Here is a 15,465-nt window from a genome sequence, read left to right as displayed (position 1 = left end):
GTGCCGATTGTCTGCGTGGGCGAAAAACTGGACGTGCGCGAAAAAGGCGAGCATGTCGCTTATACGCTGGCGCAGTTAAAAGGCAGCCTGAGCGGAGTCGGCGCGGATGTGGTCGTCGCCTACGAACCCGTCTGGGCCATCGGCACGGGCAAAACCGCCACGGCTGACGATGCCGAAGAAATGGGCGCGGCGATTCGCGGCCTGCTGAAAGAGCAGTACGGCGACCAGGCCGCCGAAATTCGTGTGCTGTACGGTGGCAGCGTCAAGCCCGACAATATCGCTGAGATTTGCGGTAAGCCCAACGTAGACGGCGCATTGGTGGGCGGTGCCAGCCTCAAAGTGCCCGACGTGCTGGGCATGAACGATGCGCTGAAGTAAGTTGTTTCCTCTGCCCTGCTGCTTGCGTAGTGGGGCTTTTTTATTGGAAAATTTGTGAAATAAATATTTTGTTTTTTGATTTGTGAAAAAATATTTTTGAGGACTCTCTACAATGCCAGGGTGCGAAGGGAGCGGAACGAGTGAGTGTGCCGGAAGTTCTTGCCCGGATTCGGGAGGTGGAAGCCGCTGCCGGGCGGCCCGCCGGGTCGGTGCGGTTGGTCGCGGTGACGAAGGGGCATACGCTGGAGGAAATAGAGCAGAAGGTTCTGCCGCACGGCGCGTTTCCCCTGGCAGAAAATCGTGGTCAGGAACTGCGGGACAAGTCGGCGGCTTGGCCGGAAGCAGAGTGGCACTTTATCGGGCCGTTGCAACGCAACAAGATCAAATATCTGCGTGGCGTGAGCCTGGTGCATTCCATTGAGGAGGTCTGGCAGGCTGAAGCACTCGCTGAGGCGGCGCAGAAATGGGGGCACGCGCCTGCGCTGCTCCTTCAGCGGCACAATGGTGAGGCGCGGAAGCATGGCTTTTTGCCGCAGGAATTGCCTTTGGCGTTGCGGGCGATTCAGGCGACTGGTTTGGAAGTGCGGGGACTCATGACGATGGCTCCGTATGACGATGAGGCACGGGCCGAGGCTGTCTTCCTCGAAACAGCGCGGCAGGCCCATGACCTGGGTCTGAGCGAACTCAGCATGGGGATGAGTGACGACTATCCCCTGGCGATCGCGGCGGGCGCTACGCTGGTGCGCGTAGGAAGGAACCTGTTTACATGATGAAACTCTCTCCACGCGAAATCAGCCAGCAGCTTTTCACCGGGCGGGTCAACGGCTACGACCGGGTACAGGTGCGGGCCTACCTCAACGACCTCGCTTACAGTGTCGAGGCCCTGCTCCGCGAGCAGAAGCAGCAACAGGAGCGTATCGAGCAGTTGCAGGCCGAATTGCAGGAAAAGCGTCAGGCCGAGGACGAGATTCGCCGGGCCATCGTTTCGGCGGAGAGGATGGCCCACGAGTTGCGCGAGAGCGCAGGGCGGGAAGCGGCGCTTCTTCTTGAAAAGGCGCGGAACGAGGCGGCAGACGTCAACCGCGACCACGAGAGGCGCAGCGAGGAGGCCGAGCGCAAGCATCAGCAACGTCTGGGCGAGCTCGACACGGCTTTTCGTAACCGCTACGCCGAGCTGGAACGTGATCATCACGATTGGCTGGTCGCCCGCGAACGGGAGCACAGTGAGAGGATGGCTGAGCTCGAACGGCAGTTCAGCAGTCGGTACCTCGAACTCTCGGGACGGCTTTCGGCAGCGCGGCAGGAATACGGCCAGTTCCTGAGTACCTACCGGGCCTTGCTGGCTTCCTTTGGGGAATTGAGCCTGCGCCACACCCTGCCTGAAGACGTGGCGTTGCCGCCGCTCGAACACTTTGGGGCCATGCAGGAGCAGGGTGGCTCGGCGGCATGGATGGCTCCTGATGTCGTTCAGGCCTTGCCCGATCTGCCGCCAGAGCTGGCGACGGCCCTGCTGGGGGCTTCGGGGGAGCCGTTGACCTCTGAGACGCCCAGTGACCTCGGCCCGACCAAGGACGCCCGGCAGATAGATGTGACCCAACTCCTCAGCAAGGGGATGGACCTGAACACGCCCGATGTTCTGGAGGCGGTGCCGGGGGCCGTGCCGGTGTACGGTTCCGGTCAGGCCGAGGCTGGGGAAACGACGGGCGTGGCCCTGGGCCGACATGCGGTTCCAGGGCCACGTGAGCCCGAAGGCCGAAAAAAGGGCGTTACTGACGAATAATCTGAGCGTTCTTGGGCAACTGACGCAGTCCGGCGGCGCTCAGGCCACTGTTGATCTTGTAGCTGCTGATGCTCAGGTCGGCCACGCTTTTTCCGGCGTTGTCGAGAACCTGCACTCGGGTCGGACGCCAGCCGCTCTCGCTAATCCAGACGCGGGTGCGCTCGGTGCCGTTCTTGGGCTTGGCTTCGAGCTGGAACAGGCGCTTGCCTGCGCTGCCGGTGGTGCCGAGCAGTTTTACGTCGTAGCTTTTCAGCAGGGCACTGGGGTTGCTGAGTTGGGTGAAGTCGAGGTCCGACAGCCCCGCGTTTCCGGCGGCCTTGTTCAGGGGCGTGACGGTGATCTGGTTGGTCAGGAAGAGGTACTGGCGCACTTCTTTTTTGTCGGCCACCACGACATTGTCGGCCAGAGCGTCAGGTGCTAGAAATTGCAGTCGGGCGACGCTCTGGGCGGGAATGCTCTTGACCGTGAAGTCGATGGCCTGGGTGCTGCCCTGAAATCCGGTCTGACCGGTCACGCGAAAGCTGATGTCCTTGGCGGCTTTCTGGGTGCTGTCCACGCGGTTGATGATGTCCTGGGCACTTTGGGCGCTGGCGCTACCGAGGCCGATGAGGAGGGCAAGAGAAAGAATCTGGCGCATGGGGACAGTATTTCGCCCCGTGCCATGAGAAGCGCTAGGAGTGGCTGATGAGGGCTTGGGTCTCAAGGCTGCTCGTCGCCCGCGTTCAGGGGCAAGCTGTAGCGCACTTCAAAGCCGCCGCCTGCTGGGCCCCCGTGGAGTTGCCCGCCGCGTGCCGCGATCTGCACGGTGCCTCTTCCCAGGGGGCGACTCAGCTCGGCTCCGTAGCGCAGTGGCGCACTGGTCTGTCGCCAGGGCTCGTAGGCGAGGTAGAAGGCGAGGTCGGTGTCCCCCACGGGCGGCAGGGTCAGGCGACTGGTGATGCCGAATTGCGTCTCGGCCAGAGCGTCGGTGCGCCATTCCAGGCCCTGCTCATTGCTGAGGGTCAGCCCAGCGGTAACACCGAAAATGTTCTGTCCAGCCCGGAGGCCTGCCCGGTAGCTCAGGTTCAGAGGAGCTGATGAGGTGTCCTCGTCGTTTTCGCTGGGTTGTGGAGGCGTGGGCCTGAGTTCGAGGCCAGCGGTGACACTGGTTTGTCCTCCAGTTTCGAGACCTACGTCGATGATCCGGCGGCGGTCGAGGCGGTAGCGCCCGTCTACATTGAGGTTCCAGCCCTGAGGGCGAAGGTCGCGTGGCGCTTCCTGCCACTGGTCGAGGGGGTGTACGGCACTCAGTGGGGCGCTGAAGGCCTCTCCCCTGACTTGCAGGGCCACTGGGCCGAGGCCGCCGCTTGCCGAGCTGTTCAGGCGCAGGCCTCCGCTCCAGGGCCGCGCCAGTTCTGCTTGGCTGTCGAGGGCTCCGAGCGGGGGCAAGCTGAGGCTCTGGCGGTAACCCACTGTGGCGGCGCGGTTGCTGAGGCTGGCGCTGAACTGGCCGGGGCCGAGGGGAAGTTCAGACAGGCCGATCTGGGCGGTGTGGGCGCTGGGCTGGGGCCAGAGCTGGCTGCTGAGCTGAAGGTCGACTTGGGTGGCCTGGGCAGCGCAGCTGAGGCTGAGGAGGGTGATGAGGAAGGTGCGCGTCATGGGGGTAGATTAGTATTTGCGAAGGTCAAAGATGGCGGGATAATATAAATTGAATTAAATAGCTCAGTTTAATTGTTTGGCGTCGTATTTTGGAGGGGTGAAGAAACTTCTCTTTCCTCTAGGACTGCTGCTGACTGCTTGTGGCCCTACACAGCAGGTTATCCAGCCGCCCGGTTTACAAGTCCAAGACATTACGCTCGCGCGCCTGTCGCTGCCAGTGCTGGGGCAACCGGCAACCGCTTATGTAAACCTCGAACTCGCGGTCAGCAATCCGAATCCCATTGCGGTGCGTTTGGCACAAATTGAGGCTCAACTGGTCGTCGAGGGTCAGTATGTCGGACGAGTGACGGTGCCGGACGTGAATCTGCCTGCTCAGGGCCAGACCGTCCAGCGGGCACAGTTGCAGCTTCCGCTGACGGTCAATACGATGACGACTTTCTTGCAGATTGCCCGTGGTCAGGAAGTGAGCTACCGGCTTGACGGGTCGTTCAAGGCTGACCTCGGGCCGCTGGGACAGCCACGTTTTGGGCCATTCACTTTCAGTCAAGGGATTTGGAAACAGCCCGCTATTCAGCTTTTTTAGGGATTCGGAAGGAGGGGCGAAGTCTCTCCTCTTTCACTTCTATAAGGGGAACTCTTCTTTCATATAAAGATGAATAAAGTTACCTTAGATGTTAAGGTTTTTCAGAGCCTCTGAGAGTTGACGTGCGCCTTCGATCAACCGGGGGCCGGGGCGACCCAGACCGCTTTCATGGATGGCGACGACTGGAACCCCCAGACCACGCGCCTCAATGACTTCCGGGCGCAGCTTTTTGGCCCCGCACCACGAGCACACGATGAGGTCGGGCTGGGCGTCCTGAACTTCTTCCAGCGTGAGCGGTGTGGAACGTCCGGGCCTCTGCGCGAAGGCGTTGACCGCGCCCAGTTCGGACAGCAGGTCGGTCACCCACGAGTCACAGGTAGCGGCAATGATGGGCCGGGGCCACCATTCCACCACCACGCGAGGCGGGCGCGGCAAAGTGGGCCGCAGGTCGCGCAGTTCGTCCTGAAAGGCACGCACGACGGCTTCGGCCCGTTCGGGAACGCCCAGCCTCTCCCCCACCAGCCGGATGTCCGCCATGACCTGCGACAGGGTCACGGGGTCGAGCACCAATGTCGGCAGCCCCGCAGCCTGCACCTGCGCGACCACGCGGTCTTGTCCCGGTACGCTGAGGCTCGCCAGCACCAGGTCGGGGGCGGCCTCTTGCAAAGCCTGCACGTCTATATCGAGGTCGAGGCCCAGTCGCCGCGCCGTTTCCAGACCGGGCGCGTCCGAATGGCTGTCTACGGCGACCACCTGACCATACAGCCCCAGGGCCGCCAGAATGTCGGAATTGCTCGCCACCAGCGAGGCCAGACGAAGTGGAACAGCGGCGGATGTGGACATGCCGTCAGTCTATCTGGACAGGTGAGAAGTGCCGGCCCGACCCTGCGTCGGCTCCCCAGGTCGGCATGCTACGCTCACCGCAACTTCCCCATGCGCGAAGTTTCTCACTTATGCCTAAATCTTCCCCCTCCAGAACCCTGGTGATCGTCGAATCGCCTGCCAAAGCCAAGACCATCGAGAAGTATCTCGGTCAGGGCTACGCCGTCGAGTCCTCGGTGGGTCACATCCGTGACCTGCCGCGCAGCGCCGCCGACATCCCCGACAAGTACAAGGGCCAAGCCTGGGCGCGGCTGGGGCTGGACGTAGAACACGACTTTCAGCCGCTCTATGTCGTGTCGCCCGAGAAAAAACAGAAGGTCGCCCAACTGCGCCAGCTGGCGGCCCAGGCCGACGAAATCATTCTGGCGACCGACGATGACCGCGAGGGGGAAAGCATCGCCTGGCACCTGTACCAGGAACTGAGGCCCAAGGTGCCCGTCAAGCGCATGGTGTTTCATGAAATCACCAAGGAAGCGATTCAGGCCGCCATTGCCTCGCCCCGGCAGATTGACCGCAATTTGGTGGAGGCGCAAGAAGCCCGCCGCGCCGTAGACCGTCTGTACGGCTACGAGGTCAGCCCGGTGCTGTGGCGCAAAGTCGCGCCCAAGCTGTCGGCGGGCCGGGTGCAGTCGGTGGCGACCCGGATGCTGGTCGAGCGCGAGCGTGAGCGGATGCGCTTCGTGTCGGCGACGTGGTGGGACGTGCTGGTCACGGCGGAAAAGGGGGGCCAGACCTTCCCCGCCCGCCTGACCGAAGTGCAGGGCGAACGCCTCGCCATCGGCAAGGATTTCGACCCACTGACCGGGCAGTTGCGGGCCGGGGCCGGGGTGCGCCTGCTGGGAGCGGCAGAAGCCCAGGAGATTGCCGAGGGACTACAGGGGCAGCCGCTGCGGGTCGTATCGGCGGAGGAAAAACCCTTTACCTCGCGCCCACCTGCGCCCTTCATTACCTCGACCTTGCAGCAGGAAGGCAGCCGCAAGTTGAGGATGTCGGCCCAGACCACCATGCGGACGGCCCAGAAGTTGTACGAAGGCGGCTACATCACCTACATGCGAACCGACTCGACCAACCTGTCGGGTGAAGCGGTCAATGCCGCCCGCACCCAGGTCACGCAGATGTACGGGGCTGAGTATCTCTCGCCGCAGCCCCGCGTGTACGCCAAAAAGTCCAAGAATGCCCAGGAAGCGCACGAGGCGATTCGTCCGGCGGGCAGCACCTTCCGCACGCCGGAGCAGCTGCGCGGCGAACTGACGGGCGACGAGTGGCGGCTGTACGACCTCATCTGGAAGCGCACGATTGCCTGCCAGATGGCGGACGCCAGGGGCCGCAGCCTGCGCGTGCGCCTCGCCGGGCAGACGACGAAGGGCACGGCGGTGGGCCTGAACGCCTCGGGGCGCACCATCGAATTTCCGGGCTTCCTGCGGGCCTATGTGGAAGGCAGCGACGACCCCGCCGCCGCGCTCGAAGACCGCGACACGCCCCTGCCCCCGCTGAAAGAGGGCGACACGGTGCAGGCCAGCGAAGTCAAGGCCGAGAGCCACGACACCCAACCTCCCGCCCGCTACACCGAGGCCAGTCTGGTGCAGGCGCTCGAAGGCGCGGGCATCGGGCGACCCTCGACCTACGCCAGCATCCTGCACACCATTCAGGAAAGGGGCTACGCCATCAAGAAGGGGCCAGCCCTGGTGCCGTCGTGGACGGCCTTTGCGACTTCGGCGCTGCTCGAACACCATTTCGGCACGCTGGTGGACTACGACTTCACCGCCAAAATGGAAGAAGACCTCGACGAAATTGCGGGCGGACGCGAGAGCCGCGTGCCTTACCTGCGGCGCTTTTACCTGGGCGAAGAAGGGCAGGGCATGGCGCTCAAACCCCTGGTCGAGCGGCAGATGGGCGAGATTGACGCACGCGGCATCGCCACCATCGCCGTGCCGAAGTTGGACGGCAGCGGCATTGAGGTGCGGGTGGGGCGCTACGGCCCCTACATGCAGCGCGGCGAGGCCAAAGCCAACCTGCCCGAAGACCTGACCCCTGACGAACTGACCCTGGAACTGGCCGAAGACCTGTTCAGCCGCCCGCAGGGGGACACGGTGCTGGGCCACGACCCCGAAACCGGGCATCCAGTGGTGGCCCGCGCCAGGCGTTACGGCCCCTACGTGACGCTGGGCGACGAGAACCCGCCGCTGCACTCGGCCAGCCTGTTTCCCGGCGAGAAGCTGGACGAACTGACGCTGGAGCGGGCGCTGCAACTGCTGACCCTGCCCCGGCTGGTGGGCGTCAGCGGCGGCGAGGAAGTCTGGGCACACAACGGCAAGTTCGGGCCGTACCTCAAGCGCGGCAACGACTCGCGCAGCCTGGACCGCCACGACCAACTGTTCAGCGTGACGTTGCCCGAGGCCGAAGCCGTCTTCCTGCAACCCAAATTCCGGGGCCGGGGTGTGGCGGCGGCTCCGCTGGCGACCTACGAGTACGAGGGCCGTGCGCCCATTCTGCTCAAGTCGGGGCGGTTCGGACCCTACCTGACCGACGGCGAGAAGAACGCCACCCTCCGCAAAGGCGAGGACATGCACACCCTCAGCCCCGAGCGGGCACTCGATATTTTGGAGGAGCGCGGCAAGGAGCCGAAGAAAAAGCCTGCGAAGACGGGCACGCGCAAGGCGGGCACCAGGACAGCGAGTAGCAAAACGGTGAGCAAGGCCGCGCCCAAGAAAGCGGCGACCAAGAAGACAACCACCAAAAAAGCCGCTGCCAAGCCCAAAGCCCCTGCCAAAGCCGCACTGACCTGGGCCGAACTCAAGCCCTTTGTGGGCGTGCTGTCCGAGCAGGAGCGGGCGCTGGTCACTGCCACCCGCGAACAGGGCCGCAAGGTGGAAGAAGTCGCGCCAGAGCTGGGGCTGGACGTGAAGAAGGCGAAGGGGATGGCGCTTCAGGCGAGTAAGAAGCTGAATCAGGCGGCGCGGCAGGGATAAGCAGTTTCGTCATGTCCCGCCCCCTTCCTCCTCAAGCCCTCCACCTCCCCCGCCTCGCCCAGAGTGCGCCGGGGCAGTGGGTGCAGTTGCCGGGTTTGTCGGCGCGAGTGCTGGCGCTGAGCGGCAAAATCTCAGAGCAGGGGGGCGGGGCACTGCTGTGTTTGGCGGGTGAGGCGGTGGTGGATTTGCCGACAGGCGCATTCGTGCATCTTCGAGCGGGAGAACTGTTTACCGTTGCCGGGCCTTGGCAGGCGCTAGGGCTGAAGGAAGGAACGGTGCTGTTGCAGTGGTTGGATTGAGGTTCTCTCCTTCGTGAAATCGTCTCCAGCCCACAGTTCAACAGCCTCTACATATAAATTTGAATTTACCACCTCCTGAGTCCCCTGTTGATGAGAACCCATCGCCCGTCTTGACCTTCTAAAACGATTCAGGAGTACACTGAATTATGGCTTCAACCCTGCAAGGCGAGCTCAAATGGTGGCAGAGCGGCATCATCTATCAGATTTACCCGCGTTCTTACCAGGACACCGACGGCGACGGCGTGGGCGACCTACCTGGCATTACGGCGCGGCTGCCTTACATCGCCAGCCTGGGCGTGCAGGCGGTGTGGCTCTCCCCCATTTTCAAAAGCCCCATGCGCGACTTCGGGTACGACGTGGCGGACTACTGCGACATTGACCCTACGTTCGGCACGTTGGAACAGTTCGACGAACTGGTGGCGGAGGTGCACCGCCTGGGGCTGAAGGTCATGCTGGATTACGTGCCCAACCACACCAGCAGCGACCACGCCTGGTTTCAGGAGGCGCTGAAGGGCAAGGACAGCCCCAAGCGAGACTGGTATGTGTGGCGCGACCCGGCCCCCGGCGGCGGCCTGCCCAACAACTGGAAATCGTTTTTCGGCGGCCCGGCCTGGACGCTGGACGAAAGAAGCGGGCAATACTACCTGCACCAGTTTCTGCCCAGCCAGCCGGATTTGAACTGGCGCAACCCGGCGGTGCGCGAGGCCATGTTCGAGGTGCTGCGTTTCTGGATGCGCCGGGGCGTGGACGGCTTCCGGGTGGACGTGATTTGGCTGCTGGCGGAGGACGAACGCTTTCTGGACGAGCCGGAAAACCCGAACGCCCAGATTATCGGCGGGCAAGTGGAACACGGCAGCCTGGAGCACATCTACACGCAAGACCAGCCCGAAACCCATGAATACGTCCGCGAGATGCGGTGCGTGCTGGACGAGTTCGATGACCGCATGATGGTCGGGGAAATCTACCTGCCGCTGGGCAAACTGTTGCCCTACTCCGGCACAGCGGACGCGCCGATGGTACATCTGCCGTTCAACTTTCACCTGATTCTGCTGCCCTGGGACGCGGAAACGGTGCGCCAGTTCGCCGACGAGTACGACGCAGCGAGCAACGCGGCGGGCGCGTGGCCCAACTGGGTGCTGGGCAACCACGACCAGCACCGCTTCAAGACGCGGGTGGGCGCGGCGCAGTACCGGGTGGCCCAGACGCTGCTGCTCACGCTGCGCGGCACACCGACCGTGTACTACGGCGACGAAATCGGCATGGAGAACGTCCACATCCCTTTCGAGAAGATGGTGGACCCCTCGGGGCTGCAGCAGCCCGACAGCCCGGCTGCCGGACGCGACCCCGAGCGCACACCGATGCAGTGGACGGCTGGCCCCAACGCCGGATTCAGCGAGACGGGTGTGGAAACGTGGCTGCCGCTGCCGGATGACTTCTCGCGGGTGAATGTACAGGTGCAGGAGGGCGACCCCGCCAGCGACCTGAACTTCTTCCGCGCCCTGACTCGCCTGCGCCAGGAACACCCCGCCCTGGTCGGCGGCAGTTACCGCAGTCTGGACAGCGGGCACGCCGATATTTTCGCCTTTGAGCGCGTGCTAGGTGACGAACGGTTGACCGTCTGGCTCAACTTCGGTGGGGAGGAGCGGAGCATTTCCGGCGCGGGGCAAACCCTCCTGAGCAGCCTGGGCGACCAGCCCGACGCCGCCAGTCCCTTGCGCCCCAACGAAGCCCGTATCGTCCAGCAGAGCAACTGACCCAGACCACGCCATAGTCGCAGGTGAGGCTCATCTGTTAGCCTGCGCTGCATGAGCCTTACTCCCGGCAACGGCCCCGTCCAAATCAGCGCAGAACAGATTCGGGGGCGCATTCAGGAACTCGCCGCCAAAATCCGCACCGACTACGCGGGCAAGCAGCCGCACCTGATTTGCGTCCTCAACGGCGCCTTCATGTTTCATACCGACCTGGTGCGGGCGCTGGACATGCCCGCTACCATCGACTTTATGCAGGCCAGCAGCTACGGCAATGCCAAGCAGTCGAGTGGCGAAGTGCGACTGGTCAAAGACCTGTCCTTTCCCATCAGCGACCGCCACGTGATTATGGTGGACGACATCGTGGACACGGGCATCACCATGAGCTACCTCCTTCAGTACCTCGAAGGGCGCGGCCCCGCCAGCCTGAAAGTCGCGGCCCTGCTCAGCAAGCCCAGCCGCCGCAAGGTCGAAGTGCCTGTGGATTACCTGGGCTTTACCATCCCCGACGCCTACGTGTACGGCTACGGCCTCGACCGGGCGCAACTTGACCGCAACTTGCCGTTCATTACCAGCCAGGACGACTGAACCCCCTATCCTTATCTGGGCAACGCGGCCTGACAGCGGCATAGTGGTCTGGTGACCCCCTCCGATTCGACTGTTCCCGACCCCCAGCGTGCCTGGGCTTACCGTCCCGCCTCTGCCCTCCAGACCCACTTGGAAGGGCCACTGGCGGGGCTGACTTTTTCGGTTAAAGACCTGTACGGTGTCCCCGGTTGGCCCTTGAGCGCCAGTACCCGTGCCCCGGTGCCCGACCCTGGCGAGAGTGTGCTGGTGTGCCGTTTGCTCGACCTGGGGGCAGCGGCCCTGGGCAAGACGCACCTGCACGAAATCGCGCTGGGCATCACCGGCCTGAACGGGTACGGCGGCACCACCCACCCCCGCGACCCCGAGCGTGTGCCGGGCGGCAGCAGCAGCGGCGCGGCGGTCAGCGTGGCGCTGGGACAGGTGGACTTCGCGCTCGGCACCGACACGGGCGGCTCGATTCGGGTGCCGTCGGCGTGGTGCGGGGTCGTGGGCTACAAGCCGACCAAGGGCCATGCCGCCTGGAGCACAGACGGGGTGCTGCCGCTCTCGACGACCTGCGACCACGCTGGGCCGCTCGCCCGCGACCTGCCGACCATCGTGCGGGTGCATGAGGCGCTGAGCGGTGTCCGGGCCACCCCGCAGGACTGGCAAGGCGTCCAGGTGGGGCTGTGGTTGCCGGAGGGCTGGACAGACATGACGGTGCGCGACGCCGTTACCGCCTCCGCCGCCGAGCTGCAAAGCCGGGGAGCCACCATCGCCCCGGTGGAACTGCCGGAAATGCTCGACGCCTACTCACCTATCGTGCTGAGTGAGGCGGCGCGGGTGCATCGGGACGCCTTGCGTCAGGACGACCCCGGTTTTCTGCCTTTCACATTGACATCGCTGCGGCAGGGCGCGGCCCTGAGTGAGACGGAGGTGCAGGCCGCGCATGACCGCAGGGCCGAGTATCGCCGCCTGCTCGACCAGCTTCTGAGCGAATTCGACGTGCTGCTCGCGCCCGCCGTGCCGACGCCGCCGCCACTGAGAGGGCATGAAGAAGTCGAGCTGACCGGGGGTCGCCTTCCCCTGCGCCGCGCCGTCTTGCGCCTGACGGCTCCCTTCAGTCTGCTGGGTGCACCGACGCTGGCCCTACCGAGCGCCACGCCGGATGTAGGTGTCCAGCTCGTCGGCAAGCACGGCCAGGATGAAAGGCTGCTGGGGTTGGGGCTGGGACTGAACCTGTACTGACCCGAACTCCTTCAGCGTCCCACGTCGCTGAACGTGTCGTCGTCCGGCGGTGCCGACACCTGTCCAGTGACTTGGACGTAAACCGTGTGCTGCTCCATCAACGCGGCGGCTCTAGGGGTCTGGCAGCACTGCCCGGTGCGTGCGGCGCCTGGGTCAAGCTCCAGAGATACCAGCGCGGCGCGACCATGTGTTTCTCCCCCAACTTGCTGAACAGTGGACGCCCCCCGGTCAGGTAGTCGGGGAGGAGGTCTACGCGGGTCACCTGCGACGCCAGTCCAGGGTTGTGGTCTCCCCCCAGGTCGAGCAGCGGACTGGACTTGAGCCATTCGATGACCGTGCCCCGGCCCAGCAACTCGGCGGCGATGCGGGCGCTGCGGTCTGCCGGATTGGGATCGGGGGACAGATAGGCGTAGTCGTGTCCGGCGCGGGGCAGGGCTGGCGTCCAGTAGGGGTCAGCCAGAATCAGGCGGCGCGGCTGCAAGCGGGGGGGCAGCGCCGGGTCGTGCGCCGCCTGCTCCGCCAGTGACAGCACCATCTGGGCGCCCAGACTGTGTCCCATCAGCCGCACGGGTTCCGGGCCGCGGTAGTTCCACTGGCTCAGGGCCGACTTGTAGGCCGCATAGAACAGCTCCCCAGCGGGTTGGCGCGGCATGCCTTCGGTGCTGTAGCCCGCCGGGGTCTTCCAGCGCATGCCCACCCGCTCGTTTCCGGCAAAGCCGTAGGTGGTCGTCCAGATTTTGGCCTGGGCATTGAAAGGCATCCCCAGCGAGTGTTTCTCGTCGGCCAGTTGCGACCAGTGGAAAAAGCCGATGTTCCAGCCTTTTTGCAGCCACAGGTCAGCGACGTTCAGCCCACCGGCACCAAACCAGAAATTCTCGCGCCGGGTGCTGAGGGTCGTGCCGGGCACCCAGCCCTGTGCCACCAGCCCCGGCTGCCAGCCGTGAACGAAAATCAAAACGGGTTTGGCCGGGTCGTAGTAACCGGGAATGTGGCCGCCATCGGCCCGTGCCAGACAGCCCACACCCCCCGGCGAATCGGGCACGCCCGGCGCGTACCAGTACAGCCCCATGCTCAGGCGAGCCGCGTCGTAGGGGGCGGCAAGTTCGGTGGGGCAGTGCTGAGCGGTAGCCCGCAGACCCGGCTGGGCGTCACCAGACTGGGTTTCGCTCCGCAGGGCCGTCGCCACTTCAGGGGGCAAAGCGGGCGACTGTTCGGTCTGCTCCTCAGCAGGCGGTGCGGGCGTCTCCCCGAAATCGCACGAGGGCAGCAGGGCCAGAGACAGCAGCAGCAAGGGGGACAGCAGGCGGCGCAACATCAGGACAACCTCGTTCGTGAATCGGGGAAGGAACGGAGCAACAGAACGTCAACTGTTCCAACTTTAGCGCCCCGGTGGCTCAATCGTGGAGGGCATGCGCTGCAAGAGGCGTTACGGTCTGCGCCACAGGGCCACCCTACACTGGCCGCATGACCGAAAAGCTCCCCTTCCAGAAGCCCAGCGACGCCGAACTGCGCGAAAAGCTCACGCCCATTCAGTACCAAGTGACGCAGCATGAAGGCACCGAGCGGGCCTTCACCGGCGAGTACTGGGACCACACCGAGGACGGCATCTACGTGGACGTGGTGTCGGGCGAGCCGCTGTTTTCCAGCCTGGACAAGTATGACGCGGGGTGCGGCTGGCCCAGCTTCACCCAACCCATTCCCGACGTGACCCTGCGCGAGAACACCGACTACAAAATCGGCTATGCCCGCACCGAGGTTCGCTCGGCCCAAGCCGACTCCCACCTCGGTCACGTCTTCCCCGACGGCCCGCGTGACCGGGGCGGCCTGCGCTACTGCATCAACTCGGCGGCGCTGCGCTTCGTGCCGCTGGCTGAACTCGAAGCCCAGGGCTACGGCGCTTACCGGACACTGTTCGAGAACCGCTGAAGCTGACCAAAGGAGAAAGCGCCCCGCCGATAATCGTTGCGGGGCGCTCTCCTTTGAGTTGGGGGTTAAAGGCTGGCGTTCCAGGCCCGCACGATTTCGTCGAGGGCGGCCTTGACGGTCTTCTGGCCCGCCATCGCCGCTTCGATATTGTCCTTGAAGACCTTGTTCAGCTTGGAGGCGTCGGGGTAGACCAGCGTCAGGTCTTTGGCCTTCTTTAGTTCGCTGGCGGCCACCAGTCGGCCCTGGCTGACCGCGTCGCTGCCGCCCGTCTTGAAGAACTTGTCGGTGCTGGCCTTGACGGTGCTGGGGAAGGTGGTCTTGGTCACCTTGGAAAAGGCGAGCTGGTTGGCGTCGTTGGTCAGGAACAGCGCGAGTTTTTGCGCGGCTGCCTTGTCCTTCTGGCCCTTGGGCACGGTAAAGCCCATCAGCCCCGTGTGAATCACGTTGCCCGCGATGTTGATGGGGTAGGGCGCGACCTGGGTCTTGGCGAACACGTCCTTGTTGTCGTTTTGCACGCGCAGGATGAACTGCGGCCCGGTAATCAGCATGGCGAGTTTGCCCGAGGCGTACAGTTCGGTGGCGGCGGTGTAGCCCCGGCGCATGGTGTCTTCGGGGATGTAGCCCTTCTTGTAGAGGTCCACATACTGCTGCACCAGCTTGACGTGTTCGGGGCTGTTGAAGACCGCCTTGCCGTTCTTGATGACGGGCAGGCCCGCTTCCTGGAACAGGTAGATGAAGTTGATGCCGTTGATGTTGGGCATGAAGCCGTACAGCCCGGTCTTGTCCTTGATCTGCTTGGCGGCGGCCATCATGGTCTGGATGGTGCGCGGGGGGTTGGTGGTGCTGAGGCCCGCCTTCTTGAAAATCTCGGTGTTGTAGGCAACCACCTTGGGCGACCAGTACCACGGCACGCCCATGACCTTGCCGCCGAAGGTAAAGGTCGAGAGCGTGTTGGGGAAATACACCTTCTGCTGGGCGGCGCTGAGGGTCAGCGGCTCCAATGCGCCCTGCTGCACCAGCTTGACGGCCATGTCCGAACTCAGGTTGACGGCGGCGGGCGGGCGTCCGGCGGCGACAGCGGCGAGGAGTTTCTGCTCCATCGCGTTGGCGGGCACGTCCACCCACTTGAGTTCGACATTGGGGTTTTCCTTCTCGTACTGCCTCACCAGCCGGTTCATCTCGTCGTTGAACAGCGGCGCGAGGCTGATCGTCCAGAATTCGAGCTGGGTTTTTTGCGCCGAAGCCGCCGAAACAGCGAGCAGCGCAGCCGTCAGAACTAGTTTTTTCACGGGCTGACTCTAGCGTGACACGGTGCCCCAGTGGGTGAACAGCGCCCCGGTGGGTGAAAGGGGGCCGCCCACGCTCAGGCGAGTGCCTCGGCAAACCAGCGTGTCACATGGTCGGGCCGGGTGATGGCGCTGCCGACGACCACCGCCCGCGCCCCGGT

At 64.2% G+C, this 15,465-nt stretch carries 15 protein-coding genes; 10 read left to right on the top strand and 5 right to left on the bottom strand.

Features of this window, described 5'->3' with window-relative positions; genetic code table 11:
• The 3 genes from Q4C89_RS07650 to Q4C89_RS07640 all read left to right on the top strand — a co-directional run.
• Nucleotides 1-378 (top strand): triose-phosphate isomerase (locus tag Q4C89_RS07650; protein WP_303102013.1); only part of this gene is annotated, 378 nt, incomplete at its 5' end.
• Nucleotides 379-518: 140 nt separating this feature from the next.
• On the top strand, nt 519-1,148 hold the full coding sequence (locus Q4C89_RS07645; protein WP_303102012.1) for a YggS family pyridoxal phosphate enzyme: 630 nt from the start codon (nt 519-521) through the stop codon (nt 1,146-1,148).
• A complete protein-coding gene (locus Q4C89_RS07640) occupies nt 1,145-2,158 on the top strand; it encodes a DivIVA domain-containing protein (RefSeq protein WP_303102011.1) in 1,014 nt (337 codons plus the stop codon). The genes Q4C89_RS07645 and Q4C89_RS07640 overlap by 4 nt, the downstream gene beginning before the upstream one ends.
• Here the strand turns inward: Q4C89_RS07640 and Q4C89_RS07635 are convergent.
• Nucleotides 2,145-2,795, bottom strand: a complete 651-nt coding sequence (locus Q4C89_RS07635; RefSeq protein WP_303102010.1) for an outer membrane lipoprotein carrier protein LolA — start codon at nt 2,793-2,795, stop codon at nt 2,145-2,147. The genes Q4C89_RS07640 and Q4C89_RS07635 overlap by 14 nt on opposite strands.
• Nucleotides 2,796-2,857: 62 nt before the next feature.
• The gene (locus Q4C89_RS07630; protein ID WP_303102009.1) at nt 2,858-3,796 is read right to left on the bottom strand and encodes a hypothetical protein; all 939 of its coding nucleotides are present in this window, start codon (nt 3,794-3,796) and stop codon (nt 2,858-2,860) included.
• A gap of 97 nt (nt 3,797-3,893) precedes the next feature.
• Here Q4C89_RS07630 and Q4C89_RS07625 point away from each other — a divergent pair, with 97 nt between their 5' ends.
• Nucleotides 3,894-4,379: an LEA type 2 family protein gene (locus Q4C89_RS07625; protein ID WP_303102008.1), complete on the top strand. Its 486-nt coding sequence runs from the start codon at nt 3,894-3,896 to the stop codon at nt 4,377-4,379.
• 84 nt (nt 4,380-4,463) lie between these two features.
• On the opposite strand, the gene Q4C89_RS07620 is transcribed toward Q4C89_RS07625, so the two are convergent.
• The gene (locus Q4C89_RS07620) at nt 4,464-5,222 is read right to left on the bottom strand and encodes a helical backbone metal receptor (RefSeq protein ID WP_303102007.1); all 759 of its coding nucleotides are present in this window, start codon (nt 5,220-5,222) and stop codon (nt 4,464-4,466) included.
• Nucleotides 5,223-5,332: 110 nt separating this feature from the next.
• Between Q4C89_RS07620 and topA the strand changes: the two genes are divergently transcribed.
• The 5 genes from topA (at nt 5,333) to Q4C89_RS07595 (ending at nt 12,092) form a co-directional block, all read left to right on the top strand.
• The gene (gene topA, locus Q4C89_RS07615; protein WP_303102006.1) at nt 5,333-8,230 is read left to right on the top strand and encodes a type I DNA topoisomerase; all 2,898 of its coding nucleotides are present in this window, start codon (nt 5,333-5,335) and stop codon (nt 8,228-8,230) included.
• 11 nt (nt 8,231-8,241) lie between these two features.
• The gene (locus tag Q4C89_RS07610) at nt 8,242-8,529 is read left to right on the top strand and encodes a hypothetical protein (RefSeq protein WP_303102005.1); all 288 of its coding nucleotides are present in this window, start codon (nt 8,242-8,244) and stop codon (nt 8,527-8,529) included.
• A 146-nt stretch (nt 8,530-8,675) separates the two neighbouring features.
• Entirely contained in the window at nt 8,676-10,283 is a 1,608-nt protein-coding gene (locus tag Q4C89_RS07605; protein ID WP_303102004.1) for an alpha-amylase family glycosyl hydrolase, read from the top strand.
• A 51-nt stretch (nt 10,284-10,334) separates the two neighbouring features.
• Entirely contained in the window at nt 10,335-10,865 is a 531-nt protein-coding gene (gene hpt, locus Q4C89_RS07600) for a hypoxanthine phosphoribosyltransferase (RefSeq protein ID WP_303102003.1), read from the top strand.
• Nucleotides 10,866-10,916: 51 nt separating this feature from the next.
• Entirely contained in the window at nt 10,917-12,092 is a 1,176-nt protein-coding gene (locus Q4C89_RS07595; protein ID WP_303102002.1) for an amidase, read from the top strand.
• A 97-nt stretch (nt 12,093-12,189) separates the two neighbouring features.
• On the opposite strand, the gene Q4C89_RS07590 is transcribed toward Q4C89_RS07595, so the two are convergent.
• Nucleotides 12,190-13,407, bottom strand: coding sequence for a hypothetical protein (locus Q4C89_RS07590; protein WP_303102001.1), 1,218 nt, complete (start codon nt 13,405-13,407; stop codon nt 12,190-12,192).
• A 149-nt stretch (nt 13,408-13,556) separates the two neighbouring features.
• Here Q4C89_RS07590 and msrB point away from each other — a divergent pair, with 149 nt between their 5' ends.
• Entirely contained in the window at nt 13,557-14,018 is a 462-nt protein-coding gene (gene msrB, locus Q4C89_RS07585; protein WP_303102000.1) for a peptide-methionine (R)-S-oxide reductase MsrB, read from the top strand.
• A 65-nt stretch (nt 14,019-14,083) separates the two neighbouring features.
• Here msrB and Q4C89_RS07580 read toward each other — a convergent pair whose 3' ends face one another.
• The gene (locus Q4C89_RS07580) at nt 14,084-15,307 is read right to left on the bottom strand and encodes a sugar ABC transporter substrate-binding protein (RefSeq protein ID WP_303101999.1); all 1,224 of its coding nucleotides are present in this window, start codon (nt 15,305-15,307) and stop codon (nt 14,084-14,086) included.
• Between the last annotated feature and the right edge of the window lie 158 nt (nt 15,308-15,465).

Source organism: Deinococcus sp. (genome assembly GCF_030523985.1).
Classification (GTDB): domain Bacteria; phylum Deinococcota; class Deinococci; order Deinococcales; family Deinococcaceae; genus Deinococcus.
This window is presented reverse-complemented; position numbering and strand designations above follow the sequence as displayed.